Source organism: Mesorhizobium sp. LNHC221B00 (assembly GCF_000502935.1).
Taxonomy (GTDB): domain Bacteria; phylum Pseudomonadota; class Alphaproteobacteria; order Rhizobiales; family Rhizobiaceae; genus Mesorhizobium; species Mesorhizobium opportunistum.
The window spans coordinates 13,381-32,814 of the sequence record NZ_AYWR01000002.1 but is presented as its reverse complement, the minus strand read 5'-3'; the positions used below and the strand labels follow the sequence as shown (position 1 = coordinate 32,814).

20 protein-coding genes and 1 pseudogene are annotated in these 19,434 nt (G+C 62.8%); 14 read left to right on the top strand and 7 right to left on the bottom strand.

Features of this window, described 5'->3' with window-relative positions:
- Positions 1-29: 29 nt before the first annotated feature.
- Positions 30-320, top strand: a complete 291-nt coding sequence (locus tag X741_RS163680) for a Dabb family protein (protein WP_023776118.1) — start codon at positions 30-32, stop codon at positions 318-320.
- Here the strand turns inward: X741_RS163680 and X741_RS0133830 are convergent.
- From X741_RS0133830 to X741_RS163695, 4 genes are read right to left on the bottom strand one after another with little or no spacing between them, the layout of a single operon-like run.
- Positions 290-1,258 (bottom strand): glycosyltransferase family A protein, encoded by a 969-nt coding sequence (locus X741_RS0133830; RefSeq protein ID WP_084018262.1) that lies wholly within the window; start codon positions 1,256-1,258, stop codon positions 290-292. The two genes, X741_RS163680 and X741_RS0133830, sit on opposite strands and share 31 nt — an antisense overlap.
- Entirely contained in the window at positions 1,255-2,256 is a 1,002-nt protein-coding gene (locus X741_RS163685) for a GNAT family N-acetyltransferase (protein ID WP_023776116.1), read from the bottom strand. Before X741_RS163685 ends, X741_RS0133830 begins: the two co-directional genes overlap by 4 nt.
- Positions 2,249-3,226: a hypothetical protein gene (locus tag X741_RS163690; protein WP_023776115.1), complete on the bottom strand. Its 978-nt coding sequence runs from the start codon at positions 3,224-3,226 to the stop codon at positions 2,249-2,251. Before X741_RS163690 ends, X741_RS163685 begins: the two co-directional genes overlap by 8 nt.
- Positions 3,223-4,776, bottom strand: a complete 1,554-nt coding sequence (locus X741_RS163695) for a glycosyltransferase family 4 protein (RefSeq protein WP_156937827.1) — start codon at positions 4,774-4,776, stop codon at positions 3,223-3,225. Before X741_RS163695 ends, X741_RS163690 begins: the two co-directional genes overlap by 4 nt.
- Here X741_RS163695 and X741_RS163700 point away from each other — a divergent pair.
- The 3 genes from X741_RS163700 (at position 4,763) to X741_RS163710 (ending at position 7,050) form a co-directional block, all read left to right on the top strand.
- The gene (locus X741_RS163700; RefSeq protein ID WP_023776113.1) at positions 4,763-5,653 is read left to right on the top strand and encodes a VOC family protein; all 891 of its coding nucleotides are present in this window, start codon (positions 4,763-4,765) and stop codon (positions 5,651-5,653) included. The genes X741_RS163695 and X741_RS163700 overlap by 14 nt on opposite strands.
- Complete coding sequence (kdsA, locus tag X741_RS163705) at positions 5,650-6,504, top strand: 3-deoxy-8-phosphooctulonate synthase (protein WP_031249678.1); 855 nt, start codon at positions 5,650-5,652, stop codon at positions 6,502-6,504. The genes X741_RS163700 and kdsA overlap by 4 nt, the downstream gene beginning before the upstream one ends.
- Before the next feature lie 180 nt (positions 6,505-6,684).
- Positions 6,685-7,050 (top strand): PRC-barrel domain-containing protein, encoded by a 366-nt coding sequence (locus X741_RS163710; protein WP_023768861.1) that lies wholly within the window; start codon positions 6,685-6,687, stop codon positions 7,048-7,050.
- 80 nt (positions 7,051-7,130) lie between these two features.
- Here the strand turns inward: X741_RS163710 and X741_RS1000000171385 are convergent, their stop codons facing one another.
- The gene (locus tag X741_RS1000000171385) at positions 7,131-7,256 is read right to left on the bottom strand and encodes a hypothetical protein (RefSeq protein ID WP_084018256.1); all 126 of its coding nucleotides are present in this window, start codon (positions 7,254-7,256) and stop codon (positions 7,131-7,133) included.
- 198 nt (positions 7,257-7,454) lie between these two features.
- Between X741_RS1000000171385 and eno the strand changes: the two genes are divergently transcribed.
- The 10 genes and pseudogenes from eno (at position 7,455) to X741_RS163760 (ending at position 17,553) form a co-directional block, all read left to right on the top strand.
- Positions 7,455-8,729, top strand: a complete 1,275-nt coding sequence (gene eno / locus X741_RS163720) for a phosphopyruvate hydratase (RefSeq protein ID WP_023776110.1) — start codon at positions 7,455-7,457, stop codon at positions 8,727-8,729.
- Positions 8,730-8,952: 223 nt separating this feature from the next.
- Positions 8,953-9,276 carry a septum formation initiator family protein gene (locus tag X741_RS163725; protein ID WP_023768858.1) on the top strand — a complete coding sequence of 108 codons (324 nt, stop codon included), beginning with the start codon at positions 8,953-8,955 and terminating at the stop codon, positions 9,274-9,276.
- A 193-nt stretch (positions 9,277-9,469) separates the two neighbouring features.
- Positions 9,470-10,507, top strand: coding sequence for a pyruvate dehydrogenase (acetyl-transferring) E1 component subunit alpha (gene pdhA / locus X741_RS163730; protein ID WP_023776109.1), 1,038 nt, complete (start codon positions 9,470-9,472; stop codon positions 10,505-10,507).
- 15 nt (positions 10,508-10,522) lie between these two features.
- The gene (locus X741_RS163735) at positions 10,523-11,923 is read left to right on the top strand and encodes a pyruvate dehydrogenase complex E1 component subunit beta (RefSeq protein ID WP_023776108.1); all 1,401 of its coding nucleotides are present in this window, start codon (positions 10,523-10,525) and stop codon (positions 11,921-11,923) included.
- Between the two features lie 18 nt (positions 11,924-11,941).
- Positions 11,942-13,422: pseudogene (locus X741_RS01000000166160) on the top strand (pyruvate dehydrogenase complex dihydrolipoamide acetyltransferase).
- Between the two features lie 108 nt (positions 13,423-13,530).
- Entirely contained in the window at positions 13,531-14,166 is a 636-nt protein-coding gene (locus X741_RS163740; protein ID WP_023776107.1) for an SGNH/GDSL hydrolase family protein, read from the top strand.
- 15 nt (positions 14,167-14,181) lie between these two features.
- The gene (lpdA, locus tag X741_RS163745) at positions 14,182-15,627 is read left to right on the top strand and encodes a dihydrolipoyl dehydrogenase (protein WP_023776106.1); all 1,446 of its coding nucleotides are present in this window, start codon (positions 14,182-14,184) and stop codon (positions 15,625-15,627) included.
- A 99-nt stretch (positions 15,628-15,726) separates the two neighbouring features.
- Positions 15,727-15,984 (top strand): GlsB/YeaQ/YmgE family stress response membrane protein, encoded by a 258-nt coding sequence (locus X741_RS163750; protein ID WP_013895637.1) that lies wholly within the window; start codon positions 15,727-15,729, stop codon positions 15,982-15,984.
- Positions 15,985-16,120: 136 nt separating this feature from the next.
- Positions 16,121-17,086: a lipoyl synthase gene (lipA, locus tag X741_RS163755; RefSeq protein ID WP_023776105.1), complete on the top strand. Its 966-nt coding sequence runs from the start codon at positions 16,121-16,123 to the stop codon at positions 17,084-17,086.
- 8 nt (positions 17,087-17,094) lie between these two features.
- Complete coding sequence (locus tag X741_RS163760; protein WP_013895635.1) at positions 17,095-17,553, top strand: type II toxin-antitoxin system RatA family toxin; 459 nt, start codon at positions 17,095-17,097, stop codon at positions 17,551-17,553.
- Here the strand turns inward: X741_RS163760 and X741_RS163765 are convergent.
- Positions 17,550-18,038 (bottom strand): CinA family protein, encoded by a 489-nt coding sequence (locus X741_RS163765; RefSeq protein WP_023776104.1) that lies wholly within the window; start codon positions 18,036-18,038, stop codon positions 17,550-17,552. The genes X741_RS163760 and X741_RS163765 overlap by 4 nt on opposite strands.
- Positions 18,035-19,258, bottom strand: a complete 1,224-nt coding sequence (locus tag X741_RS163770; RefSeq protein WP_023776103.1) for a bifunctional 2-C-methyl-D-erythritol 4-phosphate cytidylyltransferase/2-C-methyl-D-erythritol 2,4-cyclodiphosphate synthase — start codon at positions 19,256-19,258, stop codon at positions 18,035-18,037. The genes X741_RS163765 and X741_RS163770 overlap by 4 nt, the downstream gene beginning before the upstream one ends.
- Positions 19,259-19,434 lie beyond the last annotated feature (176 nt).

Below are 19,434 nucleotides of genomic sequence, written 5' to 3'. Positions count from 1 at the left end.
GACCCCGCATTCAGATCGAGGAGGCGGGATTGATCCGGCATATCGTTTTCTTCAGCGCGCGGCGCAAAGAGGATGTGGAGGCGGTGCGTGCCGGGCTACTGGCGCTGGGCAACATTCCCCATTCCGGTCTCTTCGAGGTAACCCTCAACACCAAGGTCGACCCGCTGTCCGACGAGATCGATGTCGTCGTCTATGCGGAGTTCGCCGACGACGCGGCGCTGGCCGCCTACAAGGCGCACCCGCTCTACGCGCAGACCACCAGCAAGGTCAGACCCTTGCGCGAATTGCGCTATTCCGCCGACGTCGTGGCCGGGAGCTGATCCAGGGCCTGTTCCAGCTGGTGCCTTTTTCGACGCCCCCTGAAATAGCCGGGTAGCACATGAAGGCCGCCGGGCAGATTGTCGGCTTTCCGCCAGGCCTGCAGTTCCGCCAGTACGATGCTGAAATGGCCTTGCATGGCTGCTTTCAGCGCGCCGCGCACCGTCAGATAGCTGAGGATCGACCCGTAGCCGCTTGATCGGTAATCGGGACAGCGGCCGACGAAATCATCCAGCCCCTTGATATAACCGGCATGGGTGCGCGAGATCGAGTTCGCCGACCGGTATTTGAGGACGTCGGTGGCCGTGCCGAAGGCGATGCGATGCTGTCTCGCCAGCCGCAGCAGCAACTCCCGGTCCTGATGGCGGCGCAGGTCCGGATCGTAGCCCCCCACGGCGTCAAAGGCCGCGCGGCGAACCGTGACGGTCGAGTTGGTCAGCGGAATGCAATGGCAGAGCAGAAGCTGCCGCAGTGTCTCGCTATCGGGGGTAAGGCGGGGCAATCGGTGTATTCGCTCGCCGCGGTCCGAAATGTCGCTGAAGCCGTCGATGGTACAGGCGACGTCCGGGTTCTCGTCGAAGAATGTGATCAGCCTGTCCACACGCCCGGGGCGGAAGGCGTCATCCGAATCGAGAAAAGCGATGAGCGGTGCGCTGGACAATGCCGCGCCCTGGTTGCGAGCTTGGTTGGCACCGGCCGCTACCGGTATGCGGCGCCATTTCAGGCGCACATCGTCGAGCGAGGCCAGATAGCTTTCGGTGCTGTCCGTCGATCCGTCATCTATCACCACCAGTTCGATATCGGTTCGCGCGGTGCAAAGTACGGATGCCAGCGTGCGCGGCAGGCTTTCACGGCGATTGCGGGCAGGCACGACCACGGCAAGACGAGGCGTGGCGACAAGGCCCGCTTCCATCGCAAGATTGGTCGGTAGGACTGTCATGGCCGGAACTCGTGCATGGTCGTGCGGGTGCAGCCGAAGTCCGCCTTGAAAGGTTCGTCGCCGATGGTGAAATCGAAGGCTTTGCCGCCCTCGGCGGCCCAGGCCGCCATGACCTGGTCAAGCGCCACGCGGCCCGGAGAATGGCGCGCATGGGCGCGATAGTCGCAGGCCAGCAGGATGTAGCGAAAGCAGTCGCCGTCGACCAAGCCGAAGACAATAGCGACCGGACCATCCTTCGAAGCGAGGCGATAGGTTCGTGCAAGGCCGGAGCGTGCGCCGTTCGCAGCGACATCGATGTAGAATTCGAGGCCGTGCGGCGTTTGCATCGGATCATCCGGGAAGCGCCCGGCGCGGAAGTCGCGCGCTGCAACCAGGGCCTGACGCACACTGTCGGGGCCGACCAGCTCCAGCTTCAGCCCGCCAGCTTCGGCAAGCCTGCGCGCCTTGCGGTCGAGGCTTCCGGCGCCGCGACAGCCAAGGTTGGCCCTGCGCCATTCAGCATAGGGAAAGCCGTAGCGCACGGCATGCGCGCCGAAATCGAGCGCGGACGGCTCGGATCCCAGCAACTGGCGCCATTCATGCAGATGGCTGTGATGAACAGGTCCAATTCTCAAATCCGCATGGTGCCCAAGGACATCGCGAAAATGCCGCCTGGTTTGTACGCCGACTGTCACGCCCCTGGCCACGATCGGACAGGCATAATCGGTGACGCCCAGGAAGGCATATTCGATCGCCCGATCGCCGCGCCGCACCAACGGAACCACCAGTTGGAGTTCGCCGTCGCTGTCGCGGCCGGTGATCACCAGCGGCTCGGCGCCATGCGCCGGAGCGATGTTGCGATAGAAAGCCGTGAGCCAGTCAGGATGCTGGAAGGCCGATGCCGATGCGCCGCAGAACAGCCGACGGTATTCCACCGAGCCGAAATCGAAGCTGTCGGCCGCCTCGATCACGATCGGCCGATCCGAGATCGGATGTCCTGGCGCGGCGCGGTCAAGCACGCTTCAGCCCCGTGAAAAGTCTCCTGAACGCCTGCTGCGGGAGAAGGGCGGGGTCGTCGAGGCCGATGCGGCCGCCGGCCGGCAGGTCCACGTCCCGCAAGGCGGCGTACAGCCTGTCTTCCGAAAGCTTCTGGGTTTCCACGCGCCCGGGGTGCGTTTCCCGATAGATCGCGCCGTGGGAGCCGTGCGCCGGATTGGTGTTGATCTCGAAGATTTGCGGACGCCCGTCGACCAGCGAGAAGTCGGCGCGCCCGTAATCGATGCCGGCGAGGTCGAATGCCCTGCGAAGCACGTCTTCATACAGGTTGCCGACGACGAACCGGCGCTCGTTTTCGACGAATGTCGCCAACATGGGATGGGCAAGCAGACGCTGCTTGTCCTGCACGTCCTTGGCCGCCCAGCGGAAATCGACGACATTGTGATGGGCGATCAGCCGATCGCCGACGCGATAGGTGGCAAAGCGCTGCCAGACGCCGGGGCTGACCTCCTGGCCGGCATACTCGATCACCAGCTTGCCAGCCAACGGTATGCCGTTTGCTTTCATCCGGCTCAGCGCCGCCTCGAGCGCCGGCTGGTCCGCAATCAGCTCGAAGTCCGCGGAAAGGTGGTCGAATTCGTTGCGGATGAAGACCGGAAAGGCGTTCGGACGCGGCTGGCTTTCGCAACGCCAGGCCGAGAAGCAGTTGATGCCGGCCGCGTGCAGGGCTTTCAGCAGATCATGACGGCCAAGCACACGGGCGGGATGATTGAGAACGCGTGCTCCGCCGCGCTCGAGCCGATTGGCGACCCCGGCGGCCAATGCGATCTCGAAGTGCGAAAGCCGCTCGTGATCCGTGAAGACCCAGGTGCCGGAGCGCAGCTCCTTCTGCCGAAAGAGGCGCTCGTAGCTCCAGTGGCGTGCGTTGCCCAACTGGCGGATCAGATGGCGAACGGTATAGCCGTGGCTGCGCGTGGTGACGAAGTTGATCAAGGGCCATCCGGCGTGCCGCCGTCCTCCTGCAAGGTGAGAACGCCGGCCGGCTGCCGTGATCCGTTCACCGAGCCTGCGAGGACCGAAGCATAAAGGGCAAGGTTGAGCGCCACCGCCGAATCCAGCGAGAAATCCCGCACGCGCCGGCGCCCTCGCGCGATCAGGGTGTTCCTTTCCTCGCTATCGGCAAGCAACCGAAGCGTCAGGTCGGCGAGCGCTTCGCGCCGTCCTTCCGGTACCAGCGCCAATGCCTCTGGACGACCGGCGACGTCGGTCACGCCGCCGACGCCATAGGCGACCACCGGTACTTCCGCCGCCATCGCTTCGAGCAGGACGCTGCCGAACACTTCGCGCCGGGAGGGCAGGATCATGACGTCGGAGATCTTGAGTGCCTTCTTGACCTCGGCTGGCGAGACGAATCCGGTGATTGCCCACCAGCCTGGCCTGGAGATCGCGGCGAGCGCCGCTTCAAGCTTGCGGCGGTCGGGACCGTCTCCGCAGATCAGCAGGAACACATTTTTCCCTGACAGGCGCTCGACGAGCGCGGGCAGATCCTGCCAACCCTTTTCACCGCTGATGCGGCCGATAAAGCTGACGATTGGCCGTTCGTCCGGGATGCCGTGCTCACGGCGAAAGCCCCGAAGCAACCCAGGTGCGACTGGACGGCGGAACGCTTCGACATCGACCGCATCGGGGATCACCTCGATGCGCGAGGCGTCGAGCCCCAGCTCCGAGGCTGCGCTCCTGCCATAGGTATCGGTGAGCACGACGACCCGATCGGCCGACCTCAAAGCCAGGCGCTCGAGCCACCGGGTGACGTCGTAAGATTTGCCCTTGAGCCGAAGCGCACTCTGGAGCCCGGACCAGAGCGGCGTGTTCATCGAAACGACGAGCGGTATCTTCAGCCTGCCGACAATGACGGCGATGATCCTGCACCAGACCGAGTGGTTGAAATGGATGTGGACCACATCATAGTGGCGTCGGGCCCGAAGAAGCTCAGGGATCGCGCCCAGAAACCAGCTGAAGCAGAGCATCGGTCCGGCCAGGAACTCGGGCAGCCGGAAGCCTGTGCATGTCACCCGCATGGTCGCGGATAGCCGAACATGCCTTGGGCTGCCTGGAATGTAGCTGGTCAGAACCGTCTGGGTCGCGCCGGCCTTGTCCATGGCTTGCGCGATCGTCCATGTCTGGTTCTGCAATCCGCCGACAGGATCGAACGCGATCGGCCAGTTGCCTGGTCGATAGAAATGCGGCGTGATCCGCAAGATCCTGAGCATGCCGTTGCCCGCCATCCGTCGTTCCAGCCATGCACGCAGGGCAATGGGCGCCATTCGACGTCGAATCGCGACGTCACGACAATCGTCCAAGACGGAATTCGCAGCATCCCCCATGCGGGGGATATCTTTACGTGAAATACTTTCGCTGCAGAAGAGAAAAGCGGGCGAGCATTTCTGGTAGTTTTTTTGCCATGCTCTGGCGCCAGGGCGCGCAATCACGTCTTGAACGGTTATACGGAATGATGCACATCGCGCCTGCATGACCCGTTCCACAGCCGCCGGAATTCATCCGCTCGATCATCTGGTGCTGCCGACGCAGAGCCTCGACATGGCGCGCGCCCGGCTGACAGCGCTGGGCTTCGTCGTCGCTCCCACCGGTATCCATCCCTTTGGAACGGAGAATTGCTGCGTTTTCCTCGCCGACGGCACCTATCTGGAGCCGCTCGCGATCGGCAGCGAACAAATAGCATTTGACGCGGCCGCCGAGGGCAATGCCTTCGTCACTCGCGACCGCATCTATCGCGACAGCCGCGGCGACGAGGGGTTTTCCGCGGTGGTTCTGGGCACCGACAATGCCGATGCCGACCACGCGCGCTATGTGGAAACCGGCCTCTCGGCGGGCGACACGCTGAGCTTTTCGCGCGCTTTCACCGACACGGCGGGCAAAAGCGATACCGCGTCATTCAAGCTCGCCTTTGCTTCGAACAGCCGTGCAACGGACGCTTTTCTTTTTGCCTGCCAGCGGATCAACGCACCGAAAGTGGATCGCGCAACCTTGCAGGCCCACCCCAATGGCGCCACCGGCATTGTCGAAGTGGTGGCGGTCAGCGACCGACCTGACGAGCAGCGTCGCCTGGTCTCCGTGGCGGTGGGCGATCCCGCCGCCATTGGGCAGGAGGGTGCGTTCCGGCTGCCGAATGCAGTTTTGAGCATCCTCGATCCCGCGTCTTTCACGGCCCGCTTCGGCAGTCCGACCGGCATGCCCACCGAACTTCGGTTCGCCGCGGTCGTCTTTGCGGTCCGCGACGCCGATGCCGTTTCAAGGCTGCTTGCAGCCAACGCCATCCCGCACGATATAGCGGGCAATGACATTGTCGTGCAGCCGGCATCAGGGCAGGGCGCGGCTTTCATCTTCCGGGAGATCCCATGAACAAGCCCCCCAATTCGATGGCGCCCAATTCGGCGGTAACCGTCGGCAACGTCGTTTTCGACAACAACGCGGCCTTGGCGCTGATCGCCGGACCGTGCCAGTTTGAATCGCGTCAGCATGCTTTCGACATGGCCGGTGCGCTCAAGGAATTGACCGGCAAGCTCGGCATAGGCCTCGTCTACAAGACCAGTTACGACAAGGCCAACCGCACCTCGCTGTCGGCGACGCGCGGCGCCGGCATGGAGGCAGCACTCCCTGTCTTCGACGAACTGCGCAAGGAATTCTCGCTTCCTGTGCTGACCGATGTCCACACCGAGGAGCAGTGTGCCATCGTCGCGCCGCATGTCGATGTGTTGCAGATTCCGGCCTTCCTGTCGCGCCAGACCGATATGCTGGTCGCCGCCGCCAGGACCGGCAAGGTGATCAACGTCAAGAAGGGGCAGTTCCTCGCGCCCTGGGACATGAAGAACGTGGTCGCCAAGATCACCGGTTCCGGCAACCCCAATGTCTTGACCACCGAGCGCGGCGCCTCCTTCGGCTACAACACGCTGGTGTCCGACATGCGCGCTCTGCCCATCATGGCCGAGATCGGCGCGCCGGTGATCTTCGATGCCACGCATTCGGTGCAGCAGCCGGGCGGGCAGGGCGGGTCTTCTGGTGGCGAGCGGCGTTTCGTCGAGACCTTGGCCCGCGCGGCGGTTGCTGTCGGCGTTGCCGGCGTCTTCATCGAGACCCACCAGGATCCGGACAATTCGACCTCTTCCGACGGCCCCAACATGGTGCCGCTGAAGGACATGCCGGCACTCCTGGAGCGTTTGATGGCGTTCGACCGCATCGCCAAGGGTCGCTGAGGCGGCGCTTCTCGTCGGTGGCAAGATTGCTTCGTCGGTGGCAAGATTGCTGCCTATCGCGTCAACATGAAGGTGACCTTCATTCTCGCGGAGTGATCGGCCGACACCGTAAAAACCGGGGAACTTTCGCCCGCCTCCGTCATTGTCGAAGCAGAGTTTGACGACAATGAGGAGCACATCATGACAACTCAAACAGGCCACACCCAAGCCATTGCCGCTTCGCGAGTCATCGGCACAACAGTTTACAATACCGCGGGCGACAGCATCGGCAGCATCGAGGACGTCATGCTCGACAAGACCTCGAACGGCATCATGTTCGCAGTCATCGGTTTTGGCGGCTTTCTCGGCATGGGCGAGAAGTATCATGCCATTCCTTGGGCAAGTCTCGATTATGATCAGGACAAGGGCGGCTATGTCGTGCCCTTTTCCAAGGAACAGCTGAAAGCAGCGCCCGCCTATTCGATCGATGAATTGACCGGCGAGGATGGCGAGCGCGCGCGCGACGCATCCTACGAGTATTACAACGTCAAGCCATACTGGCACTGACGCAGCAAAAAGGGCCTCGCTTCGGCGGGGCCCTTTTTCGATTCAACGCAATGCCCGATGGGCATACCGGGCCTTCGGGCCTATTGGTTGATGCTCAAGGCCGGCAAAGGCGCGACTGCCTTTGGCGGTGACTGCTGGTTGTCGCACGACGTCAGGAACGCCGCCGCGATCAGGAACAAACTCACGATACCGCTCAACTCGGACATGGCGAAACTCCTCCTGTTTCGCCCCGCGCTTCGAAACCATATCTCGAAACGCGCGTCTGGCAGCATGACTTATGATGACAGAAATTTGCGCTTCGTGAATCGGGCGGGCCGCACTATTTGGCCATGGCCCGATTGCCTTTTGCGGCGCTTTGGCTAAGACGGGCGCGACCTTTCTTCATATCAATCGGGGACATCGCAATGACCGCCATCGTCGATATTGTCGGGCGTGAAATCCTGGACAGCCGTGGAAATCCAACCGTCGAGGTCGACGTCGTGCTCGAAGACGGTTCGATGGGCCGCGCCGCGGTGCCCTCAGGCGCATCGACCGGCGCCCATGAGGCCGTCGAACTGCGCGACGGCGGCGCCCGTTATCTCGGCAAGGGCGTGCTCAAGGCCGTGGAAGCGGTCAATGGCGAGCTGTTCGAAGCGATCGGCGGCATGGAAGCCGAAAACCAGATCCACATCGACCAGACCATGATCGAACTCGACGGCACGCCCAACAAGAGCCGACTCGGCGCCAACGCCATCCTCGGCGTGTCGCTGGCGGTTGCGAAGGCGGCGGCCGATGCCTCCGGCCTGCCGCTCTACCGTTATGTCGGCGGGACCAAGGCGCACATCCTGCCGGTGCCGATGATGAACATCATCAACGGCGGCGCGCATGCCGACAATCCGATCGATTTCCAGGAATTCATGATCCTGCCGATCGGCGCGCCGACGCTGCGCGAAGGCGTGCGCTGGGGCTCGGAAATCTTCCACACGCTCAGGAAGAAGCTGAAGGACGCCGGCCACAACACCAATGTCGGCGACGAGGGCGGCTTTGCCCCGAACCTGAAGAGCGCGCCGGTTGCACTCGATTTCATCATGGAATCGATCGAGAAAGCCGGCTTCAAGCCGGGCGAGGAGATCGCGCTCGGCCTCGACTGCGCCGCGACCGAGTTCTTCAAGGACGGCAATTACGTCTATGAGGGCGAGAAGAAGACGCGCGATCCCAAGGCACAGGCCAAGTATCTCGCCAAGCTCGCCGCCGACTATCCGATCATTTCGATCGAGGACGGCCTTGCCGAGGACGACTGGGAAGGCTGGAAGTACCTGACGGATCTGATCGGCAAGCAGACGCAACTGGTCGGCGACGACCTGTTCGTCACCAACACGGCGCGGCTGCGCGACGGCATCCGCATGGGCGTTGCCAATTCGATCCTGGTCAAGGTCAACCAGATCGGCTCGCTGACGGAAACGCTCGACGCCGTCGAGACCGCGCACAAGGCCGGCTATACCGCCGTCATGTCGCACCGCTCCGGCGAAACCGAGGATTCGACGATCGCCGATCTCGCTGTCGCCACCAACTGCGGACAGATCAAGACGGGGTCGCTGTCACGTTCGGACCGCATGGCCAAGTACAACCAGCTGATCCGCATCGAGGAAGAGCTCGGCAAGCAGGCGCGCTACGCCGGCAAGTCGGTCGTTAAGGGCTGATCCGGAACGCGCGGATCCGCGATATCTGGGAAAGGGCGGGATTATTCCCGCCCTTTTCATTTGGGCACGGCCTAATGCATGTTGCCCGAAAGTGAACTCGGTTTTGGGAGAACGACATGCATAAAACAAAGGGCTAAAGCGGCTGTCCGTAACCGTCCGTTAAGCACAATCGGGCGAAAAAGACAGTGAGCCGCCTGAGTTCGCGGCCGCGAGGGAACGGGCGATGTGGACGCGTCAGCACAAGCAGAGAAACACCGGCCGGCTGATCATCCCTTCGCTTTGCGTGGTATTCCTGGCCTATTTCGGCTTCCACGCCTATCACGGTGAATTCGGCATCAACTCGAAATATCAGCTCGAGGCCCAGACGGTCGCGCTGCAGGCGCAGCTCGACGCCGTCAAGGCGCGCCGCATGGAGCTTGAACGGCGCGTTCGGCTCATGCACGACGGCACGCTGGAGAAGGACATGCTCGACGAGCAGGCGCGCAAAGCGCTCAACCTGTCCCAGCCTGATGAAATCACCATCATGTTGCCGGCCTCGTCGAAGTAACCGAATTTCAGTTAATCAGCAATATTTTCAATGATTTTAATCGCTTAGGCGCATGCCAGCTATGCAAATTCGTCATGGCGCAACGCTGTAACGCGTGTTAGCCTCCCATAAATCGATGGGGAGGCTGATCTCCCCGGGAGCAGATTTCCTCTAGCTCCAATGTCCGCAAAGAGACGCCAACAGGGAGTGATGCATGGCCACCGCAGCCAGAAAAGCGCCTGCCAAATCGAAATCCGACGGCAAATCGGGGCTTTCAGCACCCAAGCCTGCTGAATTCACCAAGGACGAAGAGCTTGCCGCCTATCGGCACATGCTGCTCATCCGCCGCTTCGAGGAAAAGGCCGGCCAGCTCTACGGCATGGGCTTCATCGGCGGCTTCTGCCATCTCTATATCGGCCAGGAAGCCGTCGTCACCGGCATGAAGATGGCCCTGATCGACGGCGACCAGATGATCACCGCCTATCGCGATCACGGCCACATGCTGGCGATGGAGCTTTCGCCGCGTGGTGTCATGGCCGAGCTGACCGGACGCCGCGGCGGCCTGTCCAGGGGTAAGGGCGGCTCCATGCACATGTTCTCCAAGGAGAAGCATTTTTACGGCGGCCACGGCATTGTCGGCGCGCAGGTGTCTCTGGGCACAGGCCTTGCCTTCGCCAACCGCTATCGCGAAAACAACAATGTCTCGCTGACTTATTTCGGTGATGGCGCGGCCAATCAGGGCCAGGTCTATGAAAGCTTCAACATGGCCTCGCTGTGGAAGCTGCCGGTGATCTACATCATCGAGAACAACCGTTACGCCATGGGCACCTCGGTATCGCGCTCGTCGGCGGAAACCAATTTTTCGCATCGCGGCGCTTCATTCAAGATCCCGGGCATCCAGGTCGACGGCATGGATGTGCGTGCGGTCAAGTCCGCCGGCGACCAGGCGACCGAATGGTGCCGTGCCGGCAACGGGCCGATCATTCTCGAAATGCAGACCTATCGCTATCGCGGTCACTCGATGTCCGACCCGGCGAAATACCGCTCCAAGGAAGAAGTCCAGAAGATGCGCTCCGACCATGACCCGATCGAACAGGTCAAGGCGCGGTTGACGCAGAAGAAGTGGGCGACCGAGGACGAATTGAAGGCCATCGACAAGGAGGTGCGCGACATCGTCGCCGACGCCGCCGAGTTTGCCCAGAACGATGCAGAGCCGGATCCGTCCGAGCTCTGGACCGATATCGTACTGTAAGGGAGGGCGAGGAACATGCCGATCGAAATTCTCATGCCCGCTCTCTCGCCGACCATGGAAGAGGGCAATCTTTCCAAATGGTTGAAGAACGAGGGCGACAAGGTCGTCGCCGGCGACGTCATCGCCGAGATCGAAACCGACAAGGCGACGATGGAAGTCGAAGCCGTCGATGAAGGCACGATTGGAAAGCTCCTGATCGCCGCCGGCACCGAAGGCGTCAAGGTCAACACACCGATCGCGGTTTTGCTGCAGGACGGCGAAAGCGCCAGCTCCATTAGCTCCCCCTCTGATGGGGGAGGTCGCGCCGCAGGCGCGGGAGGGNCCACCCCGGCCGGCGAGCCGGCCGACCCTCCCCACAAGGGTAAACAAGCACCTGTCGCGGCCGCTCCGAAAACGGAAATCGCCGCCGATCCCGACATTCCGGCCGGAACCGAAATGGTGTCGACCACGGTGCGCGAAGCCTTGCGCGACGCCATGGCCGAGGAAATGCGCCGCGACGGCGATGTCTTCGTCATGGGCGAGGAGGTCGCCGAATACCAGGGCGCCTACAAGATCACCCAAGGGCTGCTGCAGGAATTCGGGCCACGCCGCGTCGTCGACACGCCGATCACCGAGCACGGCTTTGCCGGCGTCGGTGTTGGCGCGGCCATGGCCGGCCTGAAGCCGATCGTCGAGTTCATGACCTTCAACTTCGCCATGCAGGCGATCGACCAGATCATCAACTCGGCCGCCAAGACGCTCTATATGTCCGGCGGCCAGATGGGAGCGCCGATCGTGTTCCGTGGTCCGAATGGTGCCGCGGCCCGCGTCGCCGCCCAGCATTCGCAGTGCTACGCCGCCTGGTACAGCCACATTCCCGGCCTGAAAGTGGTGATGCCCTATACGGCCGCCGACGCCAAGGGCTTGCTGAAGGCTGCGATCCGCGATCCGAACCCGATCATCTTCCTGGAGAACGAAATTCTCTACGGCCAGTCCTTCGACGTGCCGAAGCTGGATGACTTCGTGCTGCCGATCGGCAAGGCGCGTATCCACAAGACGGGCAAGGACGTCACCATCGTCTCGTTCGGCATCGGCATGACCTATGCGGTCAAGGCGGAAGCGGAACTGCGCGGCATGGGCATCGACGCCGAGATCATCGACCTCAGGACCATCCGTCCGCTCGACCTCGACACCATCATCGCCTCGGTCAAGAAGACCAACCGGCTGGTGGTCGTCGAAGAAGGCTATCCGCAGAACTCGGTCGGCGACCATATCGCCAACCAGGTCTCGCAGCGCGCCTTCGATTTCCTCGACGCCCCGGTCATCACCATTGCCGGTAAGGATGTGCCGATGCCCTATGCGGCCAACCTCGAGAAACTGGCCTTGCCGAATGTCGGCGACGTCATCGAGGCGGTCAAAGCCGTCGCGTATCGCTGAACCGGGCGGGAGGACAAAATGCCAATCAACATCACCATGCCGGCGCTTTCGCCCACGATGGAAGAGGGCAATCTGTCAAAGTGGCTCGTGAAGGAAGGCGACAAGGTTTCGCCCGGCGATGTCATCGCCGAGATCGAGACCGACAAGGCGACGATGGAAGTCGAAGCCGTCGATGAGGGTACGGTTGCAAAGCTCGTCGTTCCAGCCGGCGCCGAAGGCGTCAAGGTCAACGCGCTGATCGCCGTGCTCGCCGCCGAGGGCGAGGATGCGGGGGCGGCGGCGAAAAGCGGTGGTGCTGCGCCCAAGGCGGAAGCCAAGGAAGACAAGGCGCCAATCTCCCCACCCGTGGGGGAGATGTCGGCGAAGCCGACAGAGGGGGGCGCTGTCCCGCCGTCCTCTCTGCGCGAGGCGCCCCCCTCTGGCCTGCCGGCCATCTCCCCCACAGGGGGGGAGATCAGCCAGTCGCCCGAAGGCCGGACCTTCGCCTCGCCGCTCGCACGGCGCATTGCCAAGGAGGCCGGCCTCGATGTGTCTGTTGTGACCGGCACCGGCCCGCATGGCCGCGTGGTGAAAGCAGATGTCGATGCCGCGATTGCCGGCGGCGGTGCCAAGGCGGCACCGGCGGCCAAGGCTCCGGCTGGCGCGCCTGCTGCAGCCGCTCCGGCGGTGAAGGCGATGTCGGACGAACAGGTGCTGAAGCTGTTCGAGCAAGGCTCCTACGAACTCGTCCCGCACGACAATATGCGCAAGACCATTGCGCGGCGCCTGGTCGAGGCCAAGACCACCATCCCGCATTTCTATTTGACGCTCGACTGTGAACTCGATGCACTCTTGGCATTGCGCACGCAGATCAATGCGGCGGCTCCGGTGAAGAAGACCGAGAAAGGCGAGGCTCCCGCCTACAAGCTGTCGGTCAACGACATGGTCATCAAGGCGATGGCGCTGGCGCTGAAGGCGGTGCCGGATGCCAATGCCTCATGGACCGAAAGCGCCATGGTCAAGCACAAGCATGCCGATGTCGGCGTTGCCGTGTCGATCCCCGGCGGCCTGATCACGCCGATTATTCGCAAAGCAGACGAAAAGACGCTGTCCACCATCTCCAACGAGATGAAGGACCTGGCGAGCCGCGCCCGCAGCCGCAAACTGAAGCCGGAAGAGTATCAGGGCGGCACGACCGCCGTTTCCAACCTCGGCATGTTCGGCATCAAGGATTTTGCCGCCGTCATCAACCCGCCGCATGCGACGATCCTGGCGGTTGGTGCCGGCGAGGAGCGGGCGGTGGTCAAGAATGGTGAGATCAAAATCGCCACCGTCATGTCGGTGACGCTGTCGACCGATCATCGCGCCGTCGATGGCGCGCTCGGCGCCGAACTGCTCGTCGCCTTCNCATGTCGGTGACGCTGTCGACCGATCATCGCGCCGTCGATGGCGCGCTCGGCGCCGAACTGCTCGTCGCCTTCAAGCGGCTGATCGAAAATCCGATGGGCATGCTGGTCTAGGAAGGAAAAGGGCGGTGCGGAAATTCTTCACCAGCCTTTTCGTCCTGATCATTTCCGGATTCGCCGGCGGGTGAAACGCGGCAAGACAGACATAGGCGGGCTGAGCGGATGAAGACGGTGCTTTGCTACGGCGACTCGCTGACCTGGGGCTACAAGGCCGAAGGCGGCCGTCATGCGCTGCAGGACCGCTGGCCAAGCGTGCTGCAGGCTGGGCTGGGCAGTGGCGTCCAGGTCATCGCCGATGGTCTCAATGGCCGCACCACGGCCTTCGACGATCACCTGGCCGGCGCCGATCGTAACGGCGCGCGGCTGCTGCCGACGGTGCTGACGACGCACGCGCCGATCGACCTGATCGTCATCATGCTCGGCGCCAACGACATGAAGCCATGGATCCACGGCAATCCGGTTGCCGCCAAGCAAGGCATCCAGCGGCTGATCGACATCATACGCGGCCACGACTATCCATTCGACTGGCCCGCGCCGCAGATCCTGATTGTTTCGCCGCCTCTCGTCAGCCGCACCGAAAATGCCGACTTCAAGGAAATGTTTGCCGGCGGCGACGACGCCTCGAAGCTGTTGGCGCCGCAATATGCCGGGCTCGCCGACGATGCCGGCTGCGGCTTCTTCGACGCCGGCACGGTCGCACAAACCACCCCTCTCGACGGCGTCCACCTCGACGCCGAAAACACGCGGAACATCGGCAAGGCCCTGGCGCCGGTCGTGCGCGTCATGCTGGAACTGTGAATAAGGAGAAAAATCGTGGCTGAGAACTACGACGTCATCATCATCGGCTCCGGTCCCGGTGGCTATGTCACGGCAGTGCGTTCCGCCCAGCTTGGCTTCAAGACGGCGATCGTCGAGCGCGAGCATCTCGGCGGCATCTGCCTCAACTGGGGCTGCATCCCGACCAAGGCGCTGCTGCGCTCGGCCGAGATCATGCACTATTCCGATCATTTGAAGGACTATGGGCTGAAGCTCGACGGCAAGGTCAGCGTCGACACATCGGCTGTCGTCGATCGCTCCCGCAAGGTTTCGCTGCGCCTCAATGGCGGTGTCGGCTTCCTGATGAAGAAGAACAAGGTCGACGTTATCTGGGGCGAGGCCAAGCTTTCGAAACCGGGCGAGATCGTCGTCTCCAAGACGGGCAAGAAGCCAATGGAACCGCAGCCGCCGGTGCCGAAAGGCATCAAGGGCGAGGGCACTTACACCGCCAAGCACATCATCCTGGCGACCGGCGCCCGGCCGCGCGCGCTGCCTGGCATCGAGCCGGACGGCAAGCTGATCTGGACCTATTTCGAGGCCATGGTGCCGAAGGAGATGCCGGAGTCGCTGCTGGTGATGGGCTCGGGCGCCATCGGCATCGAATTCGCGTCCTTCTACCGCACCATGGGCGCCGAGGTGACCGTGGTCGAGCTTCTGCCCGCGGTGATGCCGGTCGAGGACGCCGAAATCTCGAAATTCGCCCAGAAACAGTTCGAGAAGCAGGGCATGAAGATCATTCTCGAAGCCAAGGTGACCAAGGTCGAGAAGGGTGCCAACTCGGTCACCGCGCATGTCGAGATGAAGGACGGCAAGGTCGAGAAGATCACCGCCGACCGCATGATCTCGGCCGTCGGCGTGCAAGGCAACATCGAGAACCTTGGCCTGGAGGCCCTTGGCGTGAAGACCGAACGCGGCTGCGTCGTCATCGATGGCTATGGCAAGACCAATGTACCGGGCATCTATGCCATCGGCGATGTCGCCGGCCCGCCGATGCTTGCCCACAAGGCCGAGCATGAAGGCGTGGTGTGCATCGAGAAGATCGCCAATTTCCCCGGCGCGCACGCCACCGACAAGCTCAAGATTCCGGGCTGCACCTACTGCAATCCGCAGGTTGCCTCCGTCGGCCTGACGGAAGCGAAAGCCAAGGCCGAAGGCAAGGATATCCGCGTCGGCCGCTTCCAGTTCGCCGCCAACGGCAAGGCCATCGCGCTCGGCGAGGACCAGGGCTTCATCAAGACCATCTTCGACAAGAAGACCGGCCAGTTGCTCGGCGCCCACATGGTCGGCGCCGAAGTGACCGAGTTGATCCAGGGTTTCGTCGTGGCGATGAACCTCGAAACCACCGAGGAAGAGTTGATGCACACCATCTTCCCGCATCCGACGCTGTCGGAGATGATGAAGGAAAGCGTGCTCGACGCCTATGGCCGCGCGCTGAACGCATGATAGATTCGCCGCACGAGACTCAGCCCCGAAGGCTGCGGGAACTCGGCGGCAAGGCAATTCGTTTCCGGATGCATTTTTACGCACGCGAGGAGAAGGCATATGCACTTGAACGGCGTGGGCTGGATCGCAGCCATTATCATCGGCGGCCTGGCAGGCTGGCTCGCCGAAATGTTCATGAAGAGCAACACCGGCATTTTCATGAACATTATCATGGGCATCGTTGGCGCGGTGGTGCTGAACGCCATCCTGCAGGCGCTCAATTTCGGCCCATTCGGCGTCGGCTGGATCGCCTATCTGATCACCGGCTTCATCGGCGCCTGCCTGCTGATCTGGGTCGGTCGCCTGGTGCGCCGCTAGTCGATATGGTTCCGGCTATGCGAAGACGGTCGTAGCGGCATGCGCCGCTGCAGCCTTTTTCTTTGTGCCGAAAAGTCCTAGATGACGTAAAGGTGACGATCGCCGACGGGCGGTCGCAAGAAAAGCCAGGATTCAGATGGTCACTGTCCTCGACACGATCGCCAACGCGCCGCGGCTGCGGCATCCCGAGAAGGCGCACAAGCCTGACCAGGAAGTGCTGCGCAAACCCGACTGGATCCGCGTCAAGGCGCCGGTCTCCAAGGGTTACGCCGAGACACGCGAGATCGTGAAATCCCACAAGCTGGTGACGGTCTGCGAAGAGGCCGGCTGTCCCAACATCGGCGAGTGTTGGGAAAAGAAGCACGCCACCTTCATGATCATGGGCGAAATCTGCACGCGCGCCTGCGCGTTCTGCAACGTCGCCACCGGAATTCCGACCGCGCTCGACCCCGATGAGCCGGCTCGCGTCGCCCATGCCGTCAAGCAGATGGGCCTCAGCCACGTCGTCATCACCTCGGTCGATCGCGACGATCTTGCCGATGGCGGCGCACAGCATTTCGCCGAAGTCATTCGCGCCATCCGCGCGGCAACGCCTTCGACCACGATCGAAATCCTGACACCCGATTTCCTGCGCAAGGACGGCGCCCTGGAGATCGTCGTGGCGGCCAAGCCCGACGTCTTCAATCACAATCTGGAAACCGTGCCGTCGAACTATCTGAAGGTTCGGCCGGGCGCCCGCTATTTCCATTCGATCAGGCTGCTGCAGCGGGTCAAGGAACTCGACGCGTCGATCTTCACCAAGTCAGGCATCATGGTGGGTCTGGGTGAGGAGCGGAATGAAATCCTGCAGCTGATGGACGATCTGCGTTCGGCCAATGTCGACTTCATGACCATCGGCCAGTACCTGCAGCCGTCCAAGAAGCACCATCCGGTGATCCGCTTCGTCACCCCGGAAGAGTTCAAATCCTTCGAGACGATCGGCCGGACCAAGGGTTTCCTGCTGGTGGCATCAAGCCCGCTGACGCGCTCGTCGCACCATGCCGGCGACGATTTCGCCCGGCTGCGCGCAGCGCGGGAAGCGCAGCTCCAGAAGTCGCTCTAGCCGGTCTTATGCCGAAATTCGAAGCCACCCGCCGCGTCGCCCACACGCCGCAGCAGATGTTCGCGCTGGTCGCCGATGTCGAGGCCTATCCGCAGTTCCTGCCGCTGTGCGAAGCGCTGACGGTGCGCTCGCGCAAGGAGCGTGACGGACGCACCGTCCTCCTTGCCGACATGAGCATCGGCTACAAGGCGATCCGCGAAACCTTCACGACGCAGGTGCTTTTGAAGCCCGACGAGAACGCCATCGACGTGAAATACATCGATGGTCCGTTCAAATATCTGAGCAATGTCTGGCGTTTCGAACCCGATGGCGCCGGCTGCGCCGTGCGCTTCTTCATCGACTATGAGTTCAAGAGCCGCATCCTGGGCGCGCTGATGGGCACCATGTTCGACCGCGCCTTTCGCATGTTCGCCGAGGCTTTCGAAAAGCGCGCCGACGTCATCTACGGTGTCGCGCGGCAGGCCTAATTCTGACTGAGCGCTTGCAGGCCCAGCCTCAGGGCGTGTCTCACCGTCTCGTGGCGGATAAATTCGCGGCCCTTGTGGCCAAACAGCTGGCGCTCGGTGACAACCGGGTGGCCGGCCAGGGCTAGCCCGAACCAGACGAGACCGACCGGCTTGTCGGCCGAACCTCCGCCAGGACCGGCAATGCCGGTAACGGCAAGAGAAAGGCTTGCGCGTGAATGCGCCAGCGCGCCGGCCGCCATCTCCAGCACCGTTTCGCGCGACACAGCTCCATGCGCGTCGAGCGTTTCGGCGGAAACGCCGAGCATCTCCATCTTGGCTTCGTTGGAATAGGTGATGAAGCCGCGGTCGACCACAGCGGAGGAGCCGGCAATGTCGGTGAGCGCCGCGATGATCAGGCCGCCGGTGCAGCTTTCCGCCGTCGCCAGCATGATGCCACGTTGCTGGCAGGCCAGCAGCAGAGAGTTTGCGAGCTCGGCGTTGCTCATTCCGGGACCTCGCCGGGAAACACGACGCTGGCGGTGGCGATCGCCGCAATGCCTTCCTCGCGGCCGACAAAGCCGAGCTTCTCGTTGGTTGTCGCCTTGATCGAGATGCGGTCGGCGGAAATGCCCAGCATCCGTGAAAGGGCCGATGTCATCGCCTCGCGGTGCGGGCCGACGCGCGGCGCCTCGCAGATCAGCGTGATATCGGCATTGGCGATGCGGCCGCCGCGCTCGCGCACCAGTCTTGCCGCATGTTCGACGAATATCCGGGACGCAGCCCCCTTCCACTGCGGATCGGACGGCGGAAAATGCGTGCCGATGTCGCCGGCGCCGCAGGTCGCCAGCAGCGCGTCCGTCAGGGCATGCAGACCGACATCGGCATCGGAATGGCCCGACAGTTTCTTCTCATGCGGAATGGCGACGCCGCACAGGGTGACATGGTCGCCCGGCTCGAACGCATGGACGTCGTAGCCGTTGCCGGTGCGGATGTCCGGAAAGTGTATCCGTTCGCTGGAAAGCCGCTGGTGCGCCATGGCGATGTCCCGTGCCCAGGTGAGTTTGACATTGTCCGGCGAGCCCGGAACGATCTTGACCGGAATATGCGCCCATTCGGCGATGGCCGCGTCGTCGGTGAAATCCAGCCTGCCCAGCTGATGGGCCCTGTCATGCGCGGCAAGGATCGGCCCGTAGGGAAAACCTTGCGGCGTTTGCGCCGCGTGCAGCCCGCTGCGGGAAACCGTCTCTGCGACCACGCCGGAGGCCGATTCGCGTTTCAGCGTGTCGGCGACGGGCAGAGCGGGCAACGCCCCTTCATGTTCGCCGATGGCGGCGATGGTGCGGTCGATCAATTCCGCGTCGAGGAACGGACGCACGGCATCGTGAATCAGAACCTGGGCCGGTTCGTGGCCTTTCAACGCAAGCAAGCCGAGCCGGACGGACTCCTGCCTGGTCGCGCCGCCGATGACGGCGGTGACGCGCTGGGCGTGGGGGCCCGCCGCTTGACGGAACAGCTCATGATCGTCGGCATGGATGGCGACGACGATCTGGCCGGTGCGTGGATGGGCGAGGAACATCTCCAGCGTATGGGCAATGACGGCGCGGCCGCCGATGCTCTGGTACTGCTTGGGCCCATTGGCCTGCCCGGCACGAGCGCCGCGGCCGGCGGCGACGATCACCACGGCAACCCCGCTTTGCGCGCTCGAGTTTTCACTTCCCTCGGTCATGCCGATTGGCTTAGCGCACGATCCCGAAAAGTGTAATCGGTTTTCGGAAAAGATCGTGCGCCAAATATGTACATCCAAAGCGTCCTTTGCGGGTCCCGGAGGAATGCGCGGCGCTCTCGTCGCGGCACAAATCCGGCGGCAGGCATTTTCCCAATTGCGCCTTAATGTGGCGTCAT

Coding starts and splice junctions, on each gene's coding strand:
- X741_RS163700 (WP_023776113.1), top strand. CDS start 4,763: ATGACCCGTTCCACAGCCGCCGGAATTCATCCGCTCGATCATCTGGTG.
- X741_RS163750 (WP_013895637.1), top strand. CDS start 15,727: ATGCACTTGAACGGCGTGGGCTGGATCGCAGCCATTATCATCGGCGGC.
- X741_RS163770 (WP_023776103.1), bottom strand. CDS start 19,258: ATGACCGAGGGAAGTGAAAACTCGAGCGCGCAAAGCGGGGTTGCCGTG.
- X741_RS0133830 (WP_084018262.1), bottom strand. CDS start 1,258: ATGACAGTCCTACCGACCAATCTTGCGATGGAAGCGGGCCTTGTCGCC.
- X741_RS163760 (WP_013895635.1), top strand. CDS start 17,095: ATGCCGAAATTCGAAGCCACCCGCCGCGTCGCCCACACGCCGCAGCAG.
- X741_RS163725 (WP_023768858.1), top strand. CDS start 8,953: ATGTGGACGCGTCAGCACAAGCAGAGAAACACCGGCCGGCTGATCATC.
- kdsA (WP_031249678.1), top strand. CDS start 5,650: ATGAACAAGCCCCCCAATTCGATGGCGCCCAATTCGGCGGTAACCGTC.
- X741_RS1000000171385 (WP_084018256.1), bottom strand. CDS start 7,256: ATGTCCGAGTTGAGCGGTATCGTGAGTTTGTTCCTGATCGCGGCGGCG.
- X741_RS163765 (WP_023776104.1), bottom strand. CDS start 18,038: ATGAGCAACGCCGAGCTCGCAAACTCTCTGCTGCTGGCCTGCCAGCAA.
- X741_RS163740 (WP_023776107.1), top strand. CDS start 13,531: ATGAAGACGGTGCTTTGCTACGGCGACTCGCTGACCTGGGGCTACAAG.
- X741_RS163710 (WP_023768861.1), top strand. CDS start 6,685: ATGACAACTCAAACAGGCCACACCCAAGCCATTGCCGCTTCGCGAGTC.
- pdhA (WP_023776109.1), top strand. CDS start 9,470: ATGGCCACCGCAGCCAGAAAAGCGCCTGCCAAATCGAAATCCGACGGC.
- eno (WP_023776110.1), top strand. CDS start 7,455: ATGACCGCCATCGTCGATATTGTCGGGCGTGAAATCCTGGACAGCCGT.
- lipA (WP_023776105.1), top strand. CDS start 16,121: ATGGTCACTGTCCTCGACACGATCGCCAACGCGCCGCGGCTGCGGCAT.